At 67.3% G+C, this 17,072-nt stretch carries 18 protein-coding genes; 11 read left to right on the forward strand and 7 right to left on the reverse strand.

What is annotated here, in order from left to right:
* Positions 1 to 7: 7 nt before the first annotated feature.
* Together ACFXNW_RS17760 and ACFXNW_RS17765 are read left to right on the forward strand one after the other, a co-directional pair.
* Positions 8 to 541, forward strand: coding sequence for a DUF1353 domain-containing protein (locus ACFXNW_RS17760; protein ID WP_379418781.1), 534 nt, complete (start codon positions 8 to 10; stop codon positions 539 to 541).
* A gap of 215 nt (positions 542 to 756) precedes the next feature.
* Complete coding sequence (locus ACFXNW_RS17765) at positions 757 to 942, forward strand: hypothetical protein (RefSeq protein ID WP_379418782.1); 186 nt, start codon at positions 757 to 759, stop codon at positions 940 to 942.
* Positions 943 to 963: 21 nt separating this feature from the next.
* Here ACFXNW_RS17765 and ACFXNW_RS17770 read toward each other — a convergent pair whose 3' ends face one another.
* Positions 964 to 1,299 (reverse strand): cupin domain-containing protein, encoded by a 336-nt coding sequence (locus ACFXNW_RS17770; protein ID WP_379418783.1) that lies wholly within the window; start codon positions 1,297 to 1,299, stop codon positions 964 to 966.
* Between the two features lie 72 nt (positions 1,300 to 1,371).
* Here ACFXNW_RS17770 and ACFXNW_RS17775 point away from each other — a divergent pair, with 72 nt between their 5' ends.
* Positions 1,372 to 2,307, forward strand: coding sequence for a GlxA family transcriptional regulator (locus ACFXNW_RS17775; RefSeq protein WP_379418784.1), 936 nt, complete (start codon positions 1,372 to 1,374; stop codon positions 2,305 to 2,307).
* Positions 2,308 to 2,541: 234 nt separating this feature from the next.
* On the opposite strand, the gene ACFXNW_RS17780 is transcribed toward ACFXNW_RS17775, so the two are convergent.
* Positions 2,542 to 2,754: a hypothetical protein gene (locus ACFXNW_RS17780; protein ID WP_379418785.1), complete on the reverse strand. Its 213-nt coding sequence runs from the start codon at positions 2,752 to 2,754 to the stop codon at positions 2,542 to 2,544.
* Between the two features lie 122 nt (positions 2,755 to 2,876).
* Here ACFXNW_RS17780 and ACFXNW_RS17785 point away from each other — a divergent pair, with 122 nt between their 5' ends.
* Entirely contained in the window at positions 2,877 to 3,188 is a 312-nt protein-coding gene (locus ACFXNW_RS17785) for a hypothetical protein (protein WP_379418786.1), read from the forward strand.
* 134 nt (positions 3,189 to 3,322) lie between these two features.
* Here the strand turns inward: ACFXNW_RS17785 and ACFXNW_RS17790 are convergent, their stop codons facing one another.
* Positions 3,323 to 4,081, reverse strand: a complete 759-nt coding sequence (locus tag ACFXNW_RS17790) for an NUDIX domain-containing protein (protein ID WP_379418787.1) — start codon at positions 4,079 to 4,081, stop codon at positions 3,323 to 3,325.
* Positions 4,082 to 4,158: 77 nt separating this feature from the next.
* On the opposite strand from ACFXNW_RS17790, the gene nadA reads away from it, so the two are divergent.
* From nadA to nadC, 3 genes are all read left to right on the forward strand, one after another.
* Entirely contained in the window at positions 4,159 to 5,202 is a 1,044-nt protein-coding gene (gene nadA / locus ACFXNW_RS17795) for a quinolinate synthase NadA (RefSeq protein ID WP_379418788.1), read from the forward strand.
* 142 nt (positions 5,203 to 5,344) lie between these two features.
* Positions 5,345 to 6,967: an L-aspartate oxidase gene (locus ACFXNW_RS17800; protein WP_379418789.1), complete on the forward strand. Its 1,623-nt coding sequence runs from the start codon at positions 5,345 to 5,347 to the stop codon at positions 6,965 to 6,967.
* Positions 6,968 to 7,061: 94 nt separating this feature from the next.
* A complete protein-coding gene (gene nadC / locus ACFXNW_RS17805) occupies positions 7,062 to 7,922 on the forward strand; it encodes a carboxylating nicotinate-nucleotide diphosphorylase (RefSeq protein WP_379418790.1) in 861 nt (286 codons plus the stop codon).
* Between the two features lie 4 nt (positions 7,923 to 7,926).
* Here nadC and ACFXNW_RS17810 read toward each other — a convergent pair whose 3' ends face one another.
* Positions 7,927 to 9,474: a long-chain-fatty-acid--CoA ligase gene (locus tag ACFXNW_RS17810; protein WP_379418791.1), complete on the reverse strand. Its 1,548-nt coding sequence runs from the start codon at positions 9,472 to 9,474 to the stop codon at positions 7,927 to 7,929.
* Positions 9,475 to 9,660: 186 nt separating this feature from the next.
* Between ACFXNW_RS17810 and ACFXNW_RS17815 the strand changes: the two genes are divergently transcribed.
* From ACFXNW_RS17815 to ACFXNW_RS17825, 3 genes are all read left to right on the forward strand, one after another.
* Positions 9,661 to 10,845: a lipid-transfer protein gene (locus ACFXNW_RS17815; RefSeq protein WP_379418792.1), complete on the forward strand. Its 1,185-nt coding sequence runs from the start codon at positions 9,661 to 9,663 to the stop codon at positions 10,843 to 10,845.
* 141 nt (positions 10,846 to 10,986) lie between these two features.
* Entirely contained in the window at positions 10,987 to 11,817 is an 831-nt protein-coding gene (locus ACFXNW_RS17820; protein WP_379418793.1) for an SDR family NAD(P)-dependent oxidoreductase, read from the forward strand.
* Positions 11,818 to 11,921: 104 nt separating this feature from the next.
* Positions 11,922 to 13,118 (forward strand): TetR/AcrR family transcriptional regulator, encoded by a 1,197-nt coding sequence (locus ACFXNW_RS17825; protein WP_379418794.1) that lies wholly within the window; start codon positions 11,922 to 11,924, stop codon positions 13,116 to 13,118.
* 4 nt (positions 13,119 to 13,122) lie between these two features.
* Here ACFXNW_RS17825 and ACFXNW_RS17830 read toward each other — a convergent pair whose 3' ends face one another.
* The 3 genes from ACFXNW_RS17830 to ACFXNW_RS17840 all read right to left on the reverse strand — a co-directional run bounded on the left by ACFXNW_RS17830 (position 13,123) and on the right by ACFXNW_RS17840 (position 16,157).
* Complete coding sequence (locus tag ACFXNW_RS17830; RefSeq protein ID WP_379418795.1) at positions 13,123 to 13,761, reverse strand: GNAT family N-acetyltransferase; 639 nt, start codon at positions 13,759 to 13,761, stop codon at positions 13,123 to 13,125.
* Positions 13,762 to 13,924: 163 nt separating this feature from the next.
* On the reverse strand, positions 13,925 to 15,103 hold the full coding sequence (locus ACFXNW_RS17835; RefSeq protein WP_379418796.1) for a winged helix DNA-binding domain-containing protein: 1,179 nt from the start codon (positions 15,101 to 15,103) through the stop codon (positions 13,925 to 13,927).
* A gap of 511 nt (positions 15,104 to 15,614) precedes the next feature.
* Positions 15,615 to 16,157 (reverse strand): CAP family protein, encoded by a 543-nt coding sequence (locus ACFXNW_RS17840; protein WP_379418797.1) that lies wholly within the window; start codon positions 16,155 to 16,157, stop codon positions 15,615 to 15,617.
* Between the two features lie 232 nt (positions 16,158 to 16,389).
* On the opposite strand from ACFXNW_RS17840, the gene ACFXNW_RS17845 reads away from it, so the two are divergent.
* Positions 16,390 to 17,070: a TetR/AcrR family transcriptional regulator gene (locus ACFXNW_RS17845; protein WP_379418798.1), complete on the forward strand. Its 681-nt coding sequence runs from the start codon at positions 16,390 to 16,392 to the stop codon at positions 17,068 to 17,070.
* Positions 17,071 to 17,072 lie beyond the last annotated feature (2 nt).

The following is a 17,072-nucleotide window of genomic DNA, read 5'->3' on the forward strand; positions in this document are numbered from 1 at the left end:
GTGAGCAATGCCGTTCGATGATGGTGGGATCGTCGTCGAGGAGCTCGACGAGAAGTTCTGGCGGGTGGCGCAACCGCTGGAATACCGCGGAGCCACCGAACGATTCGTGGTGCCCGAAGGCTTCCGGACCGATTTCGCTTCGGTGCCGCGCCCGGTCGTGTGGCTGATCCCGCGCTACGGCGCGTACACGAAAGCCGCGATCCTGCACGACTATCTGCTCAGCTCCGGCGCGGTGAGTGTCGCCGACGCCGACGGCATCTTCCGGCGGTCCCTGCGGGAACTCGGCGTGTCGGTGCCGCGTCGCTGGATGATGTGGGCGGCCGTACGTTTCGCCAACCGGCTGCGTGGGGCGACCCCAGGCGATATCGGGCTGTTCCTCGTCGTGGCCGTGTTGTCGATTCTGTTCCTCGCGGTACCGGTCGTGGTCGTGACGGTGTATCTGATTCTGTTCTGGTTCATCGAACTGATCGCCTGGGCCATCTTCCGCATGACGCGTCGACGTCCTGAACCCGCGCCCGCCCCGGATATGAAATCGGCCTGACGGGGACCGGCCGAACATCGGCGGCAGCGCCTCGAGTCCGGCCTCGGCCGCCTGCAACGCGATGGCCGCGGCGTGGTCGTCGTCTCGACACTGCCGGATCCGTGTGGCGCGAGTGCGGAAAACTATGTGGCTCACCGGCTCATCTCCACCTACGGTTGCAGGCGTTCATCGGACCGCGACAGCGTTCCCCCGAGCACCGAGAGGAGGTGAACGACATGCGAAGCACAACGCAACCAGATGATTCCGCAGCGCTCGGCGAGATACAGACACCCGCCGAACGCCCCGACCTCACCGCTTGGCGCAAACGCCACGCCCTGCGCAGTTCCAACGCCGCCCAGCCCCTTCCGAACAAGCGCCGCTATCGGCGTGAACGCAAGCATGTGAAAACGGACTACCGTTAGCGCTCGCGGTCGGGTCGTGCGCTATCCCTCCGGATAGAACACGAACAGCGTGCAGCCGGTCGCTGTGGCGGGCACATGCCACGAACCGGCAGGCGCGTGCAGGAATGTCCCCGCCGGATAGTCGCGTGCGCCATCGTTGAACGTGCCCGCGACGACGTACACCTCCTCCGGCCCGGGCTCGTGGATATCGCGCTGCGGCCATGAGGTACCCGGGTCCATTTCCAGCATGTTGGCGTGAGCTCCGGTCGGACCGGTCCAGAGCGGGCGTACCCGGATGCCGGGAAAGAGTTCGCGGACAGGCGATTCCGCTACGGATACGGACATGTAGCCCTCTTGGGCGAGGATCTCGGAGTGCATAGCTATCACGATGCCGGGCGCGAGCCGGGTCGCGACAGTGGCAACAAAGACACTATGGGGTATTTTCTTGCCATGCATCGCGTGGTGGCCTTGGTGCGGCCTGTGCAGTCGACGTTCGAGCTCGGCTGCGCCGCGGAAGTCTTCGGCACCCCGCGGGCCGCGGTACCGCAGCACTACGAGTTCGAGGTGTGTACCGAAACGCCGGGTCCGGTACCGACCTCGGCCGGGTATGCGATGACGGTCGTGCGGGGACTTTCTGCGCTCACCTCCGCCGATACCGTGATCATCCCCGGCTGGGCCCCCGTGGAAGCGCCGCTCTCCGATGGTGTGCGCCGTGCTCTGCTGCGGGCACATGCGCGTGGTGCGCGGCTGGTCACGATCTGCTCCGGGGTGTTCGCGCTGGCCCGCACGGGCTTGTTGGACGGTCGTTCGGCCACTACCCACTGGGCGCGCGCCGACCAGCTGCAACAGGAGTTCCCGAAGGTGCGCGTCGAGCCGGACGTGCTCTACGTGGACCACGGCGACGTCGCCACGAGTGCGGGGGCCGGCGCGGGGATCGACTTGTGCCTGCATCTGGTGCGGCAGGACCACGGCGCCGCGCATGCAGCTCTGCTCGCGCGGCACATGGTGATGCCGCCACACCGCGACGGCGGCCAAGCCCAGTACGCGCCGCCCGCGCCGCCCGTGGACGCGCTCAACGGACTCCTCGACTGGGCCGGTGAACGCCTGGCGGCACCGTTGTCGATCGACGATATGGCCGCCCACCTCAACGTCTCGCCCCGCACCCTGGCCCGGCGCTTCGCCGATCAGCTCGGTACGAGCCCGGGTGCGTGGCTGTTGTCGCGCCGGGTGGCCGAGGCGCGGACTCTGCTCGAGCAGACAGATCTGCCGGTGGAGGCCATCGCGGTCCGCGTCGGTCTCACGTCGGCGGTCAACCTGCGCCGCCGATTTCGCGCTCAGGTGGGCACGACGCCGGGCGCGTACCGGCGGGCATTCCGGATCCGTTAGATGGACGCGGCCGGCGAGTTGTCTGCTTCGCTACCGCGCCGCCACAGGTCGAGAAATCCCCAGCAGCCGTCGCGATCCCGGAATACGACCGAAGCGATATCGGTGACGCTGTGGGCCGCGAGCCCTTCGCGCCACATCGGGCTCTGCTCGAGATGTCCGGCCGTCGCGATTTCAACAGCCCCACGTCGTCGAGCCCGGTCCACCGGTTCCCTGCCGTCGCGTACTTCAGCCGGATCAGCCGCGGTAGCTCCTCGAGCGCGGAACCTCGGCAAGCGGATCGCATCCGACGCAAGTCAACGGATCGGTCAGGACGAAGGCGAAGTAGTCGAAATCCAGCGCCAGGGCCAGTCGATCCAGAATCGCCCGCCGCAGGGCCCGCGATTCACCGCCCGCCGCACACAGGCGGTCGATATCGGCGTGCGCACGCCGTGTGGCCGAGGTGTCCACCGTGCGAATCGTACAAGCCGAACTCCCCGGATTTCTGGGATACCGCAGGCGCCGCGGTGCGCGGAGGATGAGGTGACCAGCAGGTTCGACAGCGGGCCGCAGCGATTTCAGGAGGTAGCGCCATGGTCACCCTGGCCATCGAGCACGACATCACCGACTACGCGGTCTGGAAGCAGACCTTCGACCGGTTCGCCACCGCCCGCCGGTCCGCGGGAGTCCGCGCCCACCGCATCCGCCGACCGGCAGGCGTCGCCGATCGCATCGTCGTCGAACTCGACTTCGCCACCGCCGACCAGGCGCAAGGGTTCCTGGATTTCCTCACCACGCAGATCTGGTCCACTCCGGCCAACGCCCCCGCGCTACGCGGCACCCCGCAGACCCGGCTTCTGGAGGTCATGGAGCAGACCGACTCGACTGGCACTGTGAGTGCCTAGTGCCGACCAGACTGCTCGGTCTCGGCGCGAGGTAATCCGAACGAGCGTGCAGGAATTGGGTTGTGGGTAGTGCGCGGGAGGCGGTGCAGGCGCTGCTCGCGAGTGCACGGTTGCTGCTGCCGGGCTGATGGTACTCAGGTGGGTGGCCGCAGGGCGGCGAATTCGTCGGTGACGCGTAGTCCGGAGTCGGTGAAGCGGTAGACGGCGGCGGGGCGTCCGCCTGCGCGGCCGGGGGCGGCCGTGTCGCCGGTGGGGGTGATCACCTTGCGGCGGCTGAGGACTCGTTGCAGGTTAGTCGTGTCGACGTCGTAACCTAGTGCTACGCAATAGATTTCGCGCAGGGTCGACATGGTGAAGGTGTCGGGAGCGAGGGCGAAGGCGATGTTGGTGTAGGAGAGTTTGGCGGCCAGGCGGGTGCGGGCGTGGTCGACGACGATGCCGTGGTCGAACGACATGTTCGGCAATGCCGTCACCGGGTGCCAAGCGGTGTCCGACGGCAGCTGGGGGTCGGCCGTCAACGGCACCAGGCCCAGGTACGCCGAGGCGATGCGGCGCGGGGCGGGCACGCGATCGGGCGCGCTGAACACCGACAGCTGCTCGAGGTGGGTCAGCTCCTGGACGTCGACCTTCTCCGCCAGCTGCCTGCGCGCGGAGACGTCGAGGTCCTCGTCGTCGCGCAGTCGCCCGCCGGGTAGCGACCAGGTGCCCGCTTGTGGGTCCAGCGCCCGCTGCCACAGCAGCACAGCCAATTCGGTCCGTTGACCAGGTGGGCAGCGACGATTCGGTTCACCAGAGCCGTCGCCGCCGCCGTGACCTGCGGTGATGGCGGCAGGGAAGCGGCGAACCTGGAACACCGCGGTGAGCGATTCATGGATGGTGTTACTATGGGGCACGTTTTCGATCATAAGTCGAAAACCTGGTTTGGTGCGAATCGGCGGTAGGGCCGTCTCGCACGAAGGAAGGAGCCATCATGACGATGATGGGAGCTGATCTCGCCCCCGCACTGCTGGAGCGGGTCACCGACACCCCGTCGGGGTTCGCCGGGGTCGAGGCGACACCGGAATGGGCGAGCGAGGTCAAACGCCTGGCCAGGATGCGCAACGCGACGATCCTCGCGCACAATTACCAGCTGCCCGAGATCCAGGACGTGGCCGACCATGTCGGTGACTCGCTGGCGCTGTCCCGGATCGCGGCCGAGGCGCCCGAGGACACCATCGTGTTCTGCGGTGTGCACTTCATGGCCGAGACCGCCAAGATCCTCAGCCCGGACAAGACCGTGCTCATCCCGGACCAGCGCGCAGGCTGCTCGCTCGCCGATTCGATCACCGCCGACGAGCTGCGCGAGTGGAAGGCAGAGCACCCGGACGCCGTCGTGGTGTCGTATGTGAACACCACCGCGGCGGTGAAGGCACTCACCGACATCTGCTGCACCTCCTCCAACGCCGTCGATGTGGTCGCCTCCATCGACCCCGACCGCGAGGTGCTGTTCCTGCCCGACCAGTTCCTCGGCGCGCACGTCAAGCGCGTCACCGGTCGCGAGAACATGCACATCTGGGCCGGCGAATGCCACGTGCACGCGGGCATCAACGGTGACGAACTGCAGGAGCAGGCGCGCACCCACCCCGACGCAGAGCTGTTCGTGCACCCCGAATGCGGTTGCGCCACTTCGGCGCTGTACCTCGCGGGCGAGGGCTCGTTCCCGGCCGACCGGGTGCACATCCTGTCCACCGGCGGCATGATCGACGCGGCCAAAGCGGCCAAGTCGAGCCAGGTCCTGGTGGCCACCGAGGTCGGCATGCTGCACCAGCTGCGCAAGGCCGCACCGGGCATCGACTTCCAGGCCGTCAACGACCGCGCCTCCTGCAAGTACATGAAGATGATCACCCCGGCCGCCCTGCTGCGCAGCCTCGCCGAGAACAGCGACGAAGTCCACGTCGACCCGGAAACCGCCGCCCTGGCCCGCAGTTCGGTCCAGCGCATGATCGAGATCGGCAACCCCGGCGGCGGGGAATGAACCGGTCCCGGCCTCGCGCCGGGATGGTTCGGCCGTCTGCGTTCGCCGTGCCGGCAACGCGTGCGGCCGGCGCGCCGATGATCGAGTGGTGCTTCGTCGCCGGTGCGGGTCCACGCCAGGGGCGAACCCTCGGGGAGAACAGATGAATGCGGCAGGTTTCGATTGGACCGAGGACGCGGATTTCGTCGTCATCGGTGGCGGTGTCGCGGGGTTGACCGCGGCCCGCACCGCCTCGCAGCGTGGCCTGCGCGTGCTGGTGCTCAGCAAGGGCGGACCGACCGATACGTCGACGCAGTACGCGCAGGGCGGGATCGCGGTGGTTGCGCCGCACGGTGATTCGGTCGAATCGCACGTGCGTGACACTGTCGACGCGGGCGGCGGGCTCTGCGACGTTGCGGCGGTGGAATCGATCGTCACCGGCGGTCAGGACGCCGTCGCCGCGCTGACGGATCTGGGTGCGGTCTTCGATCTCGGGCGTGACGGTCAGATCTCGCGCACCCGCGAGGGCGGGCACAGCACCCGGCGGATCATTCACGCCGGTGGAGACGCCACGGGTGCCGAAGTTCAGCGCGCCTTGAACGACGCCGGGCTGCCGGTGCTGTTCCGGACCGCGGCATTGCGGATCGTCACGGGGGAGCGTGGCGTGCGTGGAGTGATCGCGGTGTCGGAGCGGGGGATCGGTGCGGTGCACGCTCCGGCTGTGCTGCTCGCTACCGGCGGGCTCGGTCAGCTCTACGCGTTGAGCACGAATCCACCCGGCGCCACCGCCGACGGCATCGCGCTCGCCTTGTGGGCGGGGGCCGAGGTAGCCGATCTGGAGTTCGTGCAGTTCCATCCGACCGTCCTGCATACACCGGGCGGTCTGGGGCGCAGGCCGCTGATCAGCGAGGCGGTGCGTGGTGAGGGTGCTGTGCTGGTCGATTCGCTTGGTGAGTCGGTGACCGCGGGAGTGCATCCGCTCGGTGATCTGGCGCCCCGCGACGTCGTCTCACGCGCGATCGCCGATCGCATGCATCTGCTCGGCGAGGATCACGTGTATCTCGACGCCCGCACCGTCGACAACTTCACCACGCGCTTCCCGACCATCACGGCGTCGTGTCTGGCCGGGGGCATCGACCCACGCACCGACCTGATTCCGGTCGCCCCGGCCGCGCACTACCAGTGCGGCGGTGTCGTCACCGACACCTGCGGCCGCACCTCGGTGCCGGGACTCTACGCGGCGGGCGAGGTCGCTCGTACCGGCCTACACGGCGCGAACCGCCTCGCCTCCAACAGCCTGCTCGAGGGCCTGGTCGTGGGTGAGCGTGCGGGCGCCGCGGCCGTGACGCGGCTCGGCGAACCGACCGGCTTCACGCCGGATGCGGAATTCGTATCCCCGTCTGCACCGCGAGAGCTCGTGCAGCAGCTGATGACCACCCACGCCTCGGTGGTCCGCGACGCCGCCGGACTGACCGCCGCCACCCATGCCCTCGAGCTGGCAGTGCACAACGCGAATGGAGCGCCGCAGATTTCTGACCCGACGGCGATCGCCGATGGTCCCGAGCTGTCGGCCGAGCGGATCGCCGCATTCGAGGACGCGGCGCTCACCGTGACCGCGCGGGCCTTTCTGCTCGCGGCGACGGCGCGCCAGGAGAGTCGCGGCTGCCATACCCGCTCGGACCACCCGGCCCCGGTCGAGGCAGCCCGTCACAGCACCGCAGTCCGCCTGGCCCCGGACGGCACACTGCACCTCACACCACTGACGGTGCCCGTAACCACCGGATGACGCTGCCGAGTGGTACCTGGCTGCGGCACAACGCGAGAAGCCTCCGCAGCCAGGTACCACTCGCTGACGAAGACATGAGAGTAGGGAGTTCGTGATGGGTGTGGATGCGGGGTTGGTGCGCGAGGAAGTGGTTGCGCTGATTCGGACCGCGTTGGATGAGGATCTGCGGTACGGACCGGATGTGACCACGATGGCGACGGTGCCCGAGGACGCGGTGGTGAAGGCGTCGGTGGTGTCGCGGCAGCCCGGGACGGTGGCCGGTATCGATGTCGGGCTGCTGGTGCTGGACGAGGTGATCGGTGCGGGCAACTACGAGGTCGCCGAGCGGGTGGCCGACGGAACCCGAGTGACGCCGGGGCAGTCGGTGCTCGGCATCGTGGCGCCGACGCGCGGACTGCTCACCGCCGAACGCACCATGCTGAACCTGTTGTGCCACCTGTCCGGGATCGCCACCGCGACCGCAGCATGGGTGGATGCGGTGTCGGGCACCGAATGCCGAATTCGCGACAGCCGCAAGACCCTGCCCGGTCTGCGTGGTCTGCAGAAGTACGCGGTCCGCGTCGGCGGCGGCGTCAACCATCGGATGGGCCTGGGTGATGCGGCCCTGATCAAGGACAACCATGTGGTCGCGGCCGGTTCGGTGGTCGAGGCGCTGCGCGCCGTCCGCGCACTCGCCCCCGATATCGAATGCGAAGTGGAGGTCGACAGCCTCGACCAGCTCGATGCCGTCCTGGCCGAAAACGTCGAGCTGGTCCTGCTGGACAATTTCCCGCTCTGGCAGACCCAGGCCGCGGTTCAGCGCCGCGACGCCAAGGCGCCGGATACCAAGCTGGAATCCTCCGGTGGGCTCACTCTCGACGTCGCCGCCGAGTACGCCGGGACGGGCGTCGACTACCTCGCCGTCGGCGCCCTTACCCACTCGGTCACGGTCTTGGACCTTGGGTTGGATATGTAGGCTGTCAGTGGACTGCGGCCGCGGACCCGTCCCAGAACTCCTTGCGCAGTTCGCGTTTGAGGATCTTGCCCGCCCCGGACATCGGCAGCGCGTCGGCGAAAGTCACGCTGCGCGGGATCTTGTAGTTGGCGATCAGCGCTTTGCAATGTTCCTGCACGTCTTGCTCGGTGAGCTCGGCCTCCGGCTGCACCACGATGACCGCGTGCACCCGCTCACCCCATTGCTCGTCGGGAATCCCGATGACCGCGCACGCGGCGACGGACGGGTGCGCGGCCAGCGCGTTCTCCACTTCTACCGAGTACACGTTCTCGCCGCCGGTGATGATCATGTCCTTGATCCGGTCGACGATGAACACATAGCCCTGCTCATCCATCCGGCCGCCGTCACCGGTGTGCATCCATTCGTCGCGGATCGCGTCGGTGGTCGCCTCGGGCTTGTTCCAGTAGCCCAGCATCACGTTGTCACCGCGAGCGACGACCTCGCCGACCTCACCGCGCGGTACCTCCACGCCGGTGTCGTCGACGATGCGGACCTCGACGTGCGGAGCGGCCCGACCCGCTGATCGGCGAAGCTCCGGGCGCAGATGGTCGGCAGGGGAGAGCAGCGTCGCGATCGGCGACAGCTCGGTCATGCCGTAGGCCTGGGTGAAACCCGCCTCCGGGAAGGTCTTCATGGCGCGTTCCAGCACTGCTTCCGAGATCGGTGAGGCGCCGTAGATCAGATGCCGCATACTGCTGAGGTCGGAGTCGGCGGCCGCCGGATCGTCGACCAGCATCTGGATCATGGTCGGCACCAGCAGCGCGTCGGTGATCCGCTCCCTGGCGATGACGTCGAGCACCCCGGCCGGGGTGAAGCTCGGCACGAACACATGCGTCGCGCCCGCCAGATTCCCGACCGTCCAGAGCGCGAAGTCGGCGAGGTGGAACATCGGCGCCGCGTGCAGCAGGCGTCCACCGTGCGACAGCACGTGTCCGGTGGACAGCGAGCCCATGGCCGAGGTGACCAGATTGTCATGACTGAGCATGACGCCCTTGGGATGTCCGGTCGTACCGCCGGTGTAGAAGATGCCGAGCAGGGTGTCGCCACCGGTGCGAGTATCGGGAATGGGGTCGTTGCTGGCGACCAGTTCTTCGTAGGCGATCGTGCCGGAGGGTGTGTCGCCGTCGCCGATGAATATCACGGTGCGCAACTGGTCGAAGGCCGCGCGGATCGGTGCGACCATCGGCGCGAACACATCGTCGACCAGCAGGACGGTGGTCTCCGAATCCTGTAGGGAATAGACGATTTCCGCGACGCTCCAGCGGATGTTGACCGGATTCGCGGCCGCTCCGAGCCACGGCACCGCCAGGTAGTACTCGTGGTAGCGATCGCTGTTCAACGCCAGGATCCCCACGCGGTCGCCCTGCTCGACGCCGAGCCCGCGCAAGGCGCCGGCGAACCGTGCCACCCGATCCGCCGATTCGGCGACGGTGCGCACCCTGTCGCCGCAGATCGTGGCGATGTCGTCGGGCCGCTGCTGTAGCGCGCGATGCAGGGATTGCGTGAGGTACATCGTGTCCTCCAGGAAGTGAATGAGCCGTCTGCGACCTAGGTCACATCGTGGAGTGTAAGTGAACAATCGGTAGGTGTAAATCCCTTCCATTGACGGACTGCGGCGGGATCGAGTCAGTATTGACAATGGCGAGGACCATGGTGCAAACATGTAAGTGAACTACCGATAGCTGATCGGAGAATTGATATGGGAGTGAAGACACTCGTCGCCGGTGTCGGGATGATCCCGTTCACCACCCCGCGCACGAGCGAGACCTACGACGTGATGGGTGAACGTGCGGTGCGCGCGGCGCTCGCCGACGCAGGCGTCGACTACAGCGCCATCCAGCAGGCGTACGCGGGCTACGTGTATGGGGATTCGACCTCCGGCCAGGCCGCGCTGTACCGGGTCGGTGTCACCGGTATCCCGGTGGTCAACGTCAACAACAACTGCTCGACCGGCTCGTCGGCACTGTTCCTGGCTCGGCAGGCGATCGAGCACGGCGTCGCGGACGTGGTGCTCGCGGTCGGGTTCGAGCAAATGCAGCGCGGCGCGCTGACCATGTCCTACACGGATCGGCCGAGCCCGTTCGACAGTTTCGGTGCCGTCGTGGACAGCGTGCAGGGAGCGAGCGACGCACCGTTCGCGGCCCAGTACTTCGGTGGTGCGGGCCGCGAGTACGCCGAAAAGTACGGCATGGATCCGGCCGTATTCGCCCAGATCGCGGTGAAGGCACGCAAGCATGCGGCGAACAATCCGTACGCGGTATTCCGTGACCCCGTGACCGTCGAGCAGGTGCTGGCCGCCCCGCAGATCTACGGTCCGCTCACCCGGTTGCAGTGCTGCCCGCCGACCTGCGGAGCGGCCGCGGCGGTGCTGGTGAGCGAGGAGTACGCGCGTAAACACGGTCTACGCGGCGATGTGGCGATCGCGGCGCAGGCCATGACCACCGACGGCGCCGCGACCTTCGACAGCGGCTCGATGATGAACATCGTCGGCGCCGATATGGCCCGCTCCGCCGCACAGCAGGTCTACGAGCGCGCGGGTATCGGGCCGGAGGACATCCGGGTGGTCGAGCTGCACGATTGCTTCACCACCAATGAGCTGCTCACCTACGAGGCGCTCGGGCTCACCCCGCAGGGCACGGCCGAGAAATTCATCGCCGACGGCGACAACACCTACGGCGGCCGGGTCGTCACCAATCCGTCGGGCGGGCTGCTGTCGAAGGGGCATCCGCTGGGCGCGACCGGACTGGCGCAGTGTGCCGAACTGGTGTGGCAGTTGCGAGGACAGGCCGAGCAACGTCAGGTCGACGGCGTGCAGGTCGCCTTGCAGCACAACATCGGACTCGGCGGCGCCGCCGTCGTCACCCTGTACCAGAAGGTGGGCTGACACGATGCCACTCGACCCTGCCGTGATCGGCACCGAGCTACCGGCGTCGACCCTGACCATCACCCTGCCCGACGGCACCGTAACCCTCACCGGGTCCGCCGTCATCGCTCTCTGATACCGCACCGCACAAGGACATTCATCATGGGAAATCTGGACAACAAGGTCGCCGTCGTCTCCGGGTCCGGGCGCGGCATCGGCCGCGAGATCGCGCTGAAATTCGCGGCGCAGGGCGCGAAGGTTGTCGTCAACGACCTCGACGCCGAACCGGCGAAAGAGACCGTCGCCGCCATCGAGGCCGCCGGCGGCCAGGCGGTGGCCGTACCGGGCAGCGTCACCGACGAGGACTTCGCCGAGCGGTTCGTTTCCGCCGCCGTCGACACCTACGGCGGGCTCGACATCATCGTCAACAATGCCGGCTACACCTGGGATTCGGTGATCCAGAAGATGACCGACGATCAGTGGGACGCCATCCTCGACGTGCACCTCAAGGCACCGTTCCGGATCTTGCGCGCCGCTCAGCCGGTGATCGCCGGACTGGTGAAGCGGGCCAAGGATGCGGGCGAGCCGGTGCCGTGCCGCAAGGTCGTCAACATTTCCTCGATGGCGGGCACCGGCGGCAATGCGGGACAGGCCAACTACTCCGCCGCGAAAGCCGGTGTGCTGGGCCTGACCAGGACGCTGTCCAAGGAATGGGGCCGCTACAACGTCACTGTCAACGCGGTCGCGTTCGGGCTCATCCGGACCCGGCTCACCGAAGCGCCTGCCGATGGCAGCAGCACTATCGACGTGCAGGGACGTGAGCTGAAAGTGGGCGTCAACCCCGACCTGCTCGCGACGATGGAACGATCGATCCCGCTGGGCAGGGCAGGCACGCCCACCGAGGCCGCGGGCGCGGTGTATCTGCTGTGTACCCCTGAATCCGACTATGTCAGCGGCCAGACGCTCATCTGCGGTGGCGGGTTCAACGTCTGACGCCGACAGCCGTCATCGCGCCGGACCGAGGTCCAGCGAGGTGATAGCGGAGCTGATCGCACGTTCGCAGTAACCTGGCCCGGACCATGGACGAGGAGGAGACCGTGACCGCGAGCCGAGCCGAGCCGAAGGCAGCCCCGCGCCCGGCTCGTGGCACCCGACCAGCCAATCGGCGGGCGTTGATCATTGCGGCGGCGGCCGATCTGTACTTCCGCAACGGCTATTCCGGCGTGTCGATGAAGGATGTCGCCGATGCCGTCGCGATCGGTCCGTCGGCGCTGTATCGCCACTTCAGCGGGAAGCATGACCTGCTGCAAGCCGTCGTCGCCGACGCATTGACCACGGTTGTCGCCGCTCTCGATGGACTCATTGCCGACCCCGCCGCCGATCCGGCCGCAACCCTGGCCGAAACCATGCTCCAGCATCGTGGTGTCGGTGTGCTCTGGCATGCGGAGGCCAGGCATCTGAGCGCCGACGTCCGTACCGAGCTGCGTCATCAGTTGCGGGGTATCGGTGCGCGGCTGGCGGAGATCCTGCGCCGCACCAGGCCCGAACTCGGTCCCGCAGAGGCCGATTTCCTGTCATGGTGCGTGCTCGGGGTCACCACCAGTGCCTCCTATTACCACCTCGAGTTGCCTGCCGATCGGTTTGCCGCGCTGATCGCAGGTCTCAGCCGCGCTGTCGCAGGCGTGCCCGTCGCGCCGCTGCCGAAGCCGCGCCCAGCCGCGGCACCCGAGCCGCAGTGGTCACCGAATCGGCGGGAGGCGATTCTGCGCACAGCGACGTCGCTGTTCGCCCGCGACGGATTCGCCGGCGTCGGAAACGACGATATCGGCGCCGCGGTCGGTATCGCCGGCCCCAGCATCTACAACCATTTCGACAGCAAGGCCGACATCCTCGCCACCGCGATGCGTCGCGGTAACGAACTGCTGCGCGCCGATATGGTCCGTCAGCTCGGACGGGCCGACAGCGCCATCGACGCCGTGCGCCGGCTCATCGTCAGCTACTGCGAGTTCGTGCTCGAGTACAACGATCTGATGCGCCTGCTGACCTCGGAGGCGGACCGACTGCCCGACGAGGAGCGTGAGCGCATGCGCCTGGTGCAACGCGAATACATCGCGGAGTGGGCGCAGCTGCTGCGCCGGATTCATCCGCAGTGGGATGCCGACGAGACCCGCATCCGTATCCAAGCCGCGTTCACCGTCGTCAACGACATCGCGGCCACACCACATCTGCGGGATATCGAGACCATCGCCGGGCCCACCGCGTCGGTGTGCCGGACGATCCTCGACGTGGACTGAGCGTTCAGAACTCCCGGACCATCGTCCGCTGACGCACCTTCTGGCCCTGATATCGCACCCCTGGAACCAGCGGCTCGGGTCCATGTGCACGGAATCCCATGCGCTCGAAGAACTTCACCGCCCGGGTGTTCTCGACCAGGGTTTGCAGATGGCAGCCCGGCGAATCGATCGCACGCAGGCGAGTGAACCACAGGTCCATCATCGCGTCGGCAGCGCCGGTGCCGCGTCCGGCCGGCGCGATGTTGATGTGCAGGTGAGCGGGCCAGCGTTGGTCGGTGAAGTCTTCCGCGGCGGGGGTGCGCCGGATCTTCGCGGCCATCGTGTCGAAGGTGGCGCGGGCGAAGAACAGGGCGGAGCGCGACAGGAAGATCGAGCGGTAGCGGCGAAACGCCTGCTCCATCCGCTCGCTCTCGGACGGGAAGGCTCGGGTATTCACGCACCCGGCGAGATATCCGATGAGCTGCCCGTCATCCTCTGCCACGAACAACGACTCCGGCTCGAGGTCCATGTACGGATCGAGGTACACCGCCGCCTCGGAATCGAGGTGCCCCCACAGACTTTCGGTGGGTGAATCGGCACCGGCGCGCCCGAACAGTTCTCGCAGCGCAGCGCGGTCGGTCTCCTGGAACGGTCGGACATCCATGCGGACGAGCGTACCGACATTTCCGGCATTCCGGCGCTTGCCTCGAACCACAGTGTGCGCGATCGGCAGCCGGGCCGAGCTGCGAAGCCCGCAGACGAAAAGCGCCGTCAGGAGCGACAGTTCGATCGAGCGCCGAACACCGACGCACTCTCGTGCGACCCGATCAGGCGGTCAGTTCTCGCTCGAGCGGAGTACGGAAGCGGGGGACCGGGCGAACATCTCCGTACCAGGTGCCGATGCGCTCGGCCTCCGCGTCGATCATGGCCACGGCGTCCGCCCCGATATCTTCCAGCAGCCGAAGCGCGATCTCACCGTCCTTACGCTGCGCCCAGCCGCCGACGATGCGCCCGTCGCACCAGATGGTCGGCCCGATATTGCCGTTGCGGTCGAACAGGGCCTCCGCGTGGTCGCCGAGGTACCAGGCGCGCGACTGCCAGCCCATCGGGGTGGGGTCGAGGGCGGGCAGCAGGGCCGTCCACGGTTCGGGTTCGGGTACCAGGTCGAGGTCGTCGGTGAGCACGATGCCGATGCCGTCGTCGAGTTGAACCTCGGTGATGTCGAGGCGGGCCAGCGTCTTGCGCACCTCACCCAATGTCCACCCGGTCCACCATTTGATGTCGCTGACCGGTGCGGGCCCGAATGCCCGCAGCCATTGCCGGACCAGTTCATCGCGTGCCTCGTCGGCGGGAATCGACCGCACACCGTCGGTCAACCACGATTCGGTCGGCGCCCAGGCGTACTGACTGCTCGACCAGCTGCCATTGGGGCGCCCGCGGACAATCCGCCCCTCCGCGCCGAGCGTCACCAGGACCCACGTGGTGATATTGGTGGGGCGCGCATATGACTTGTCCGGAGTGGGGTTCACCTGCGTGCGCAGCAGTGGCACGTCTTTGCTCAGTTGTGCGCCGGTCGCCGCCCCACGCGCGAGCAGCGCCCGATGCGTCTCGGCCTCCACCCCTGCCCACCACGACGGCACATCACCGTCGCCGATTCCGGCTTGCTCCAGGAACTTTCCGTAGTTCCGCCGCTGCTTGTCGGCCAGTGCGTCCGCGCACGAGGCCTGTAGCACGGGAACCAGCTCGATCGGCGCGACGAACATCGTGCGCCGCATGGCCAGCATCCGCAGCAGCGACCGGTCCTCGTACAGCGCCTGCTCGATATCGCCGGGTGCGATCCCGTCGCCACGTGCGGCCACCGACAGGAATACCGTCGCCGGATCGGTCGCGTGCAGGACCACCATCGACCGCGCGATCTCGGCGACGTTTCCGGTCCGTGCCTGCGACGCCAGCCGATGCCGAACCCCGAGCCGTGCCCGCCGCTGCGCGGTATCGATCGAACGCATATGCGAATACTAGCCGGAGTCGGCGCCGGCACGGGGCTATCCGCAACCAAGGCATCCGATGCGCCGGCGGCCCTGGAAGGTTCGGGCAATGTCCGATTTTCTGAGCGCGGAAGACATCGCGCGCCGCACAGTGTCCGCTGTCGACGCTGCGGTCGGGGTTGCGCGAGAGCTGAGGCTCACCGTCGCAGACCCGCGGGTGTTGCACGACCTGTTCTCCGACTTCGAGCTGGTCACCTCCGGCCCGGTCGAGTGGGATCTGGCAGCGCTCGGCCCCGACCTCGAAGCCGCCTACAACCGGGGTGCGCTACGCAACGGTATGCGGCCGTTGAGCGAGGATGTGAAGCGGTTCGTGAACGCCATTCGGGATGCTGCGCGTCGTCGCTTACCTCGCACTCGCCCCACAACTTCCCGTGTTGGTGGAGTACATGAAGCCGGCGATCGAGCATTGGCAGGCAATGCCATTCGCCGGCGGATTCGCCGACTGAGGTATGACGGTCGGCAACGGCTCATCTCACCGCGGTCGAGGCACATTCTGCTCGAAGTTGCCGCGCCCGGAGACGTTGCCGGGCTCGAGGTAGAGCGCGACGACGACGTGCTTGTTGTCCTTCGAGTGGAACCCGACGCCGAGTCGCGTGCTGGCTTTCCACACGACCTGGGTGAAGTGGCCGGTGTTGTTGGCGAAGCCGGGATTGTTGTAGTCGTAGTTCGCGATCTCGTCGTACCAGATCTGGACCGCACGCTGGACCTGGTGTACCGCGTCCGCGCTTCCGCCCGTCGCCATGAAGAGGTTCTCCCCGGCCCCGTTCTTGAATGGGCACGAATGATCGATCGAACCCTTGTCGGCGTAGTACTCGGCGCATTGTGCGGCCCGGTCGACCAGATCCCCGGCCAGGGACATCGGTGGTGAGCCGTGGCGGGCCCGGTACATGTTGTGTGCGTCGAGTCCGGTCTGCGCGTGCTGCGGGAACGCGGCTTCCCCTGAGGCAGGCCCCGCGGCGGCAACGAGCACGGTGAGCAATGCGGCGGCGGTCGACCACCATCGTCGGGCACGCATGAGGGACTCCTCGCTATCGAGTGGAACACGCGGAAGAATGGAACCAGAGCTGGAACACGCACGGCCCCTGGCGATCTGAGCCGAGCAGAGCATACCTTCACCTCCCGCGCCCTTGGCGCGTTACCGGGCGCGGCCCTTCCAAAAATTGAATCTGTTTCAAAAAGGGTCTTGACCGTTATCGGTGACGGCCCGTACCGTCTATTTTGAATCCGATTCAAGAAGTGGAGGCGTGGTGGCCGGAAATCGGCGGGGTGAGGAAGCGAAGGCGCAGCTGTTAACGGCCGGGCGGGTTGCGTTCAGTCGCCGGCGGTACGAAGAGGTGTCGATCGTGGACCTCGCCCGTTCCCTCGGGGTGGCCGCCGGGTCGATCAGTTATCACTTCGGCGGTAAGCGGGGGTTCTACCTCGCGGTGGTCGAGGCGGCGGCGGTGGAATTCTGGAGCGAGCTGCTGCAGATGCGGGGGCCCGCGCTGGACCGGCTGACGCGTGGGGTGGACACGTTCCTCGACCTCGCCGAACGCGAACCGAGCGCGTTCGAGGCTTTGATCGCCGATGTCGCCGACGCGGAGGTCAGGGCAATCGGTGAACAGCACCGTAGGCGCCTCAGACACGCGCTGGCCGTCGAGATCACCGGCAGCGATTCCACTCCGGTATTGCGCGCGGCGATCAGCGGGTGCCTGGCCTTCATCGAGGGCATCGTTCTGCACTGGCTGCACACCGCGGAGATCTCCCGTGAGCAGGTGCGGGAGCTGATCCTGGCCAACTTCTTCACCACGGTGCTCAGCGCGGTGCGTGCCGATCCCGGGATCCAGCTCAGTCAACGCGTGGTGGACGCGGTGATGTCGGATTCGCAGCTTCTTTCCGCTTTCGTCGTCCCCGAGTCGATGACCCGAACCGCAGGCAATCTGGAGTAATC

This window comes from Nocardia sp. NPDC059180 (assembly GCF_042754945.1).
Taxonomy (GTDB): Bacteria; Actinomycetota; Actinomycetes; order Mycobacteriales; family Mycobacteriaceae; genus Nocardia.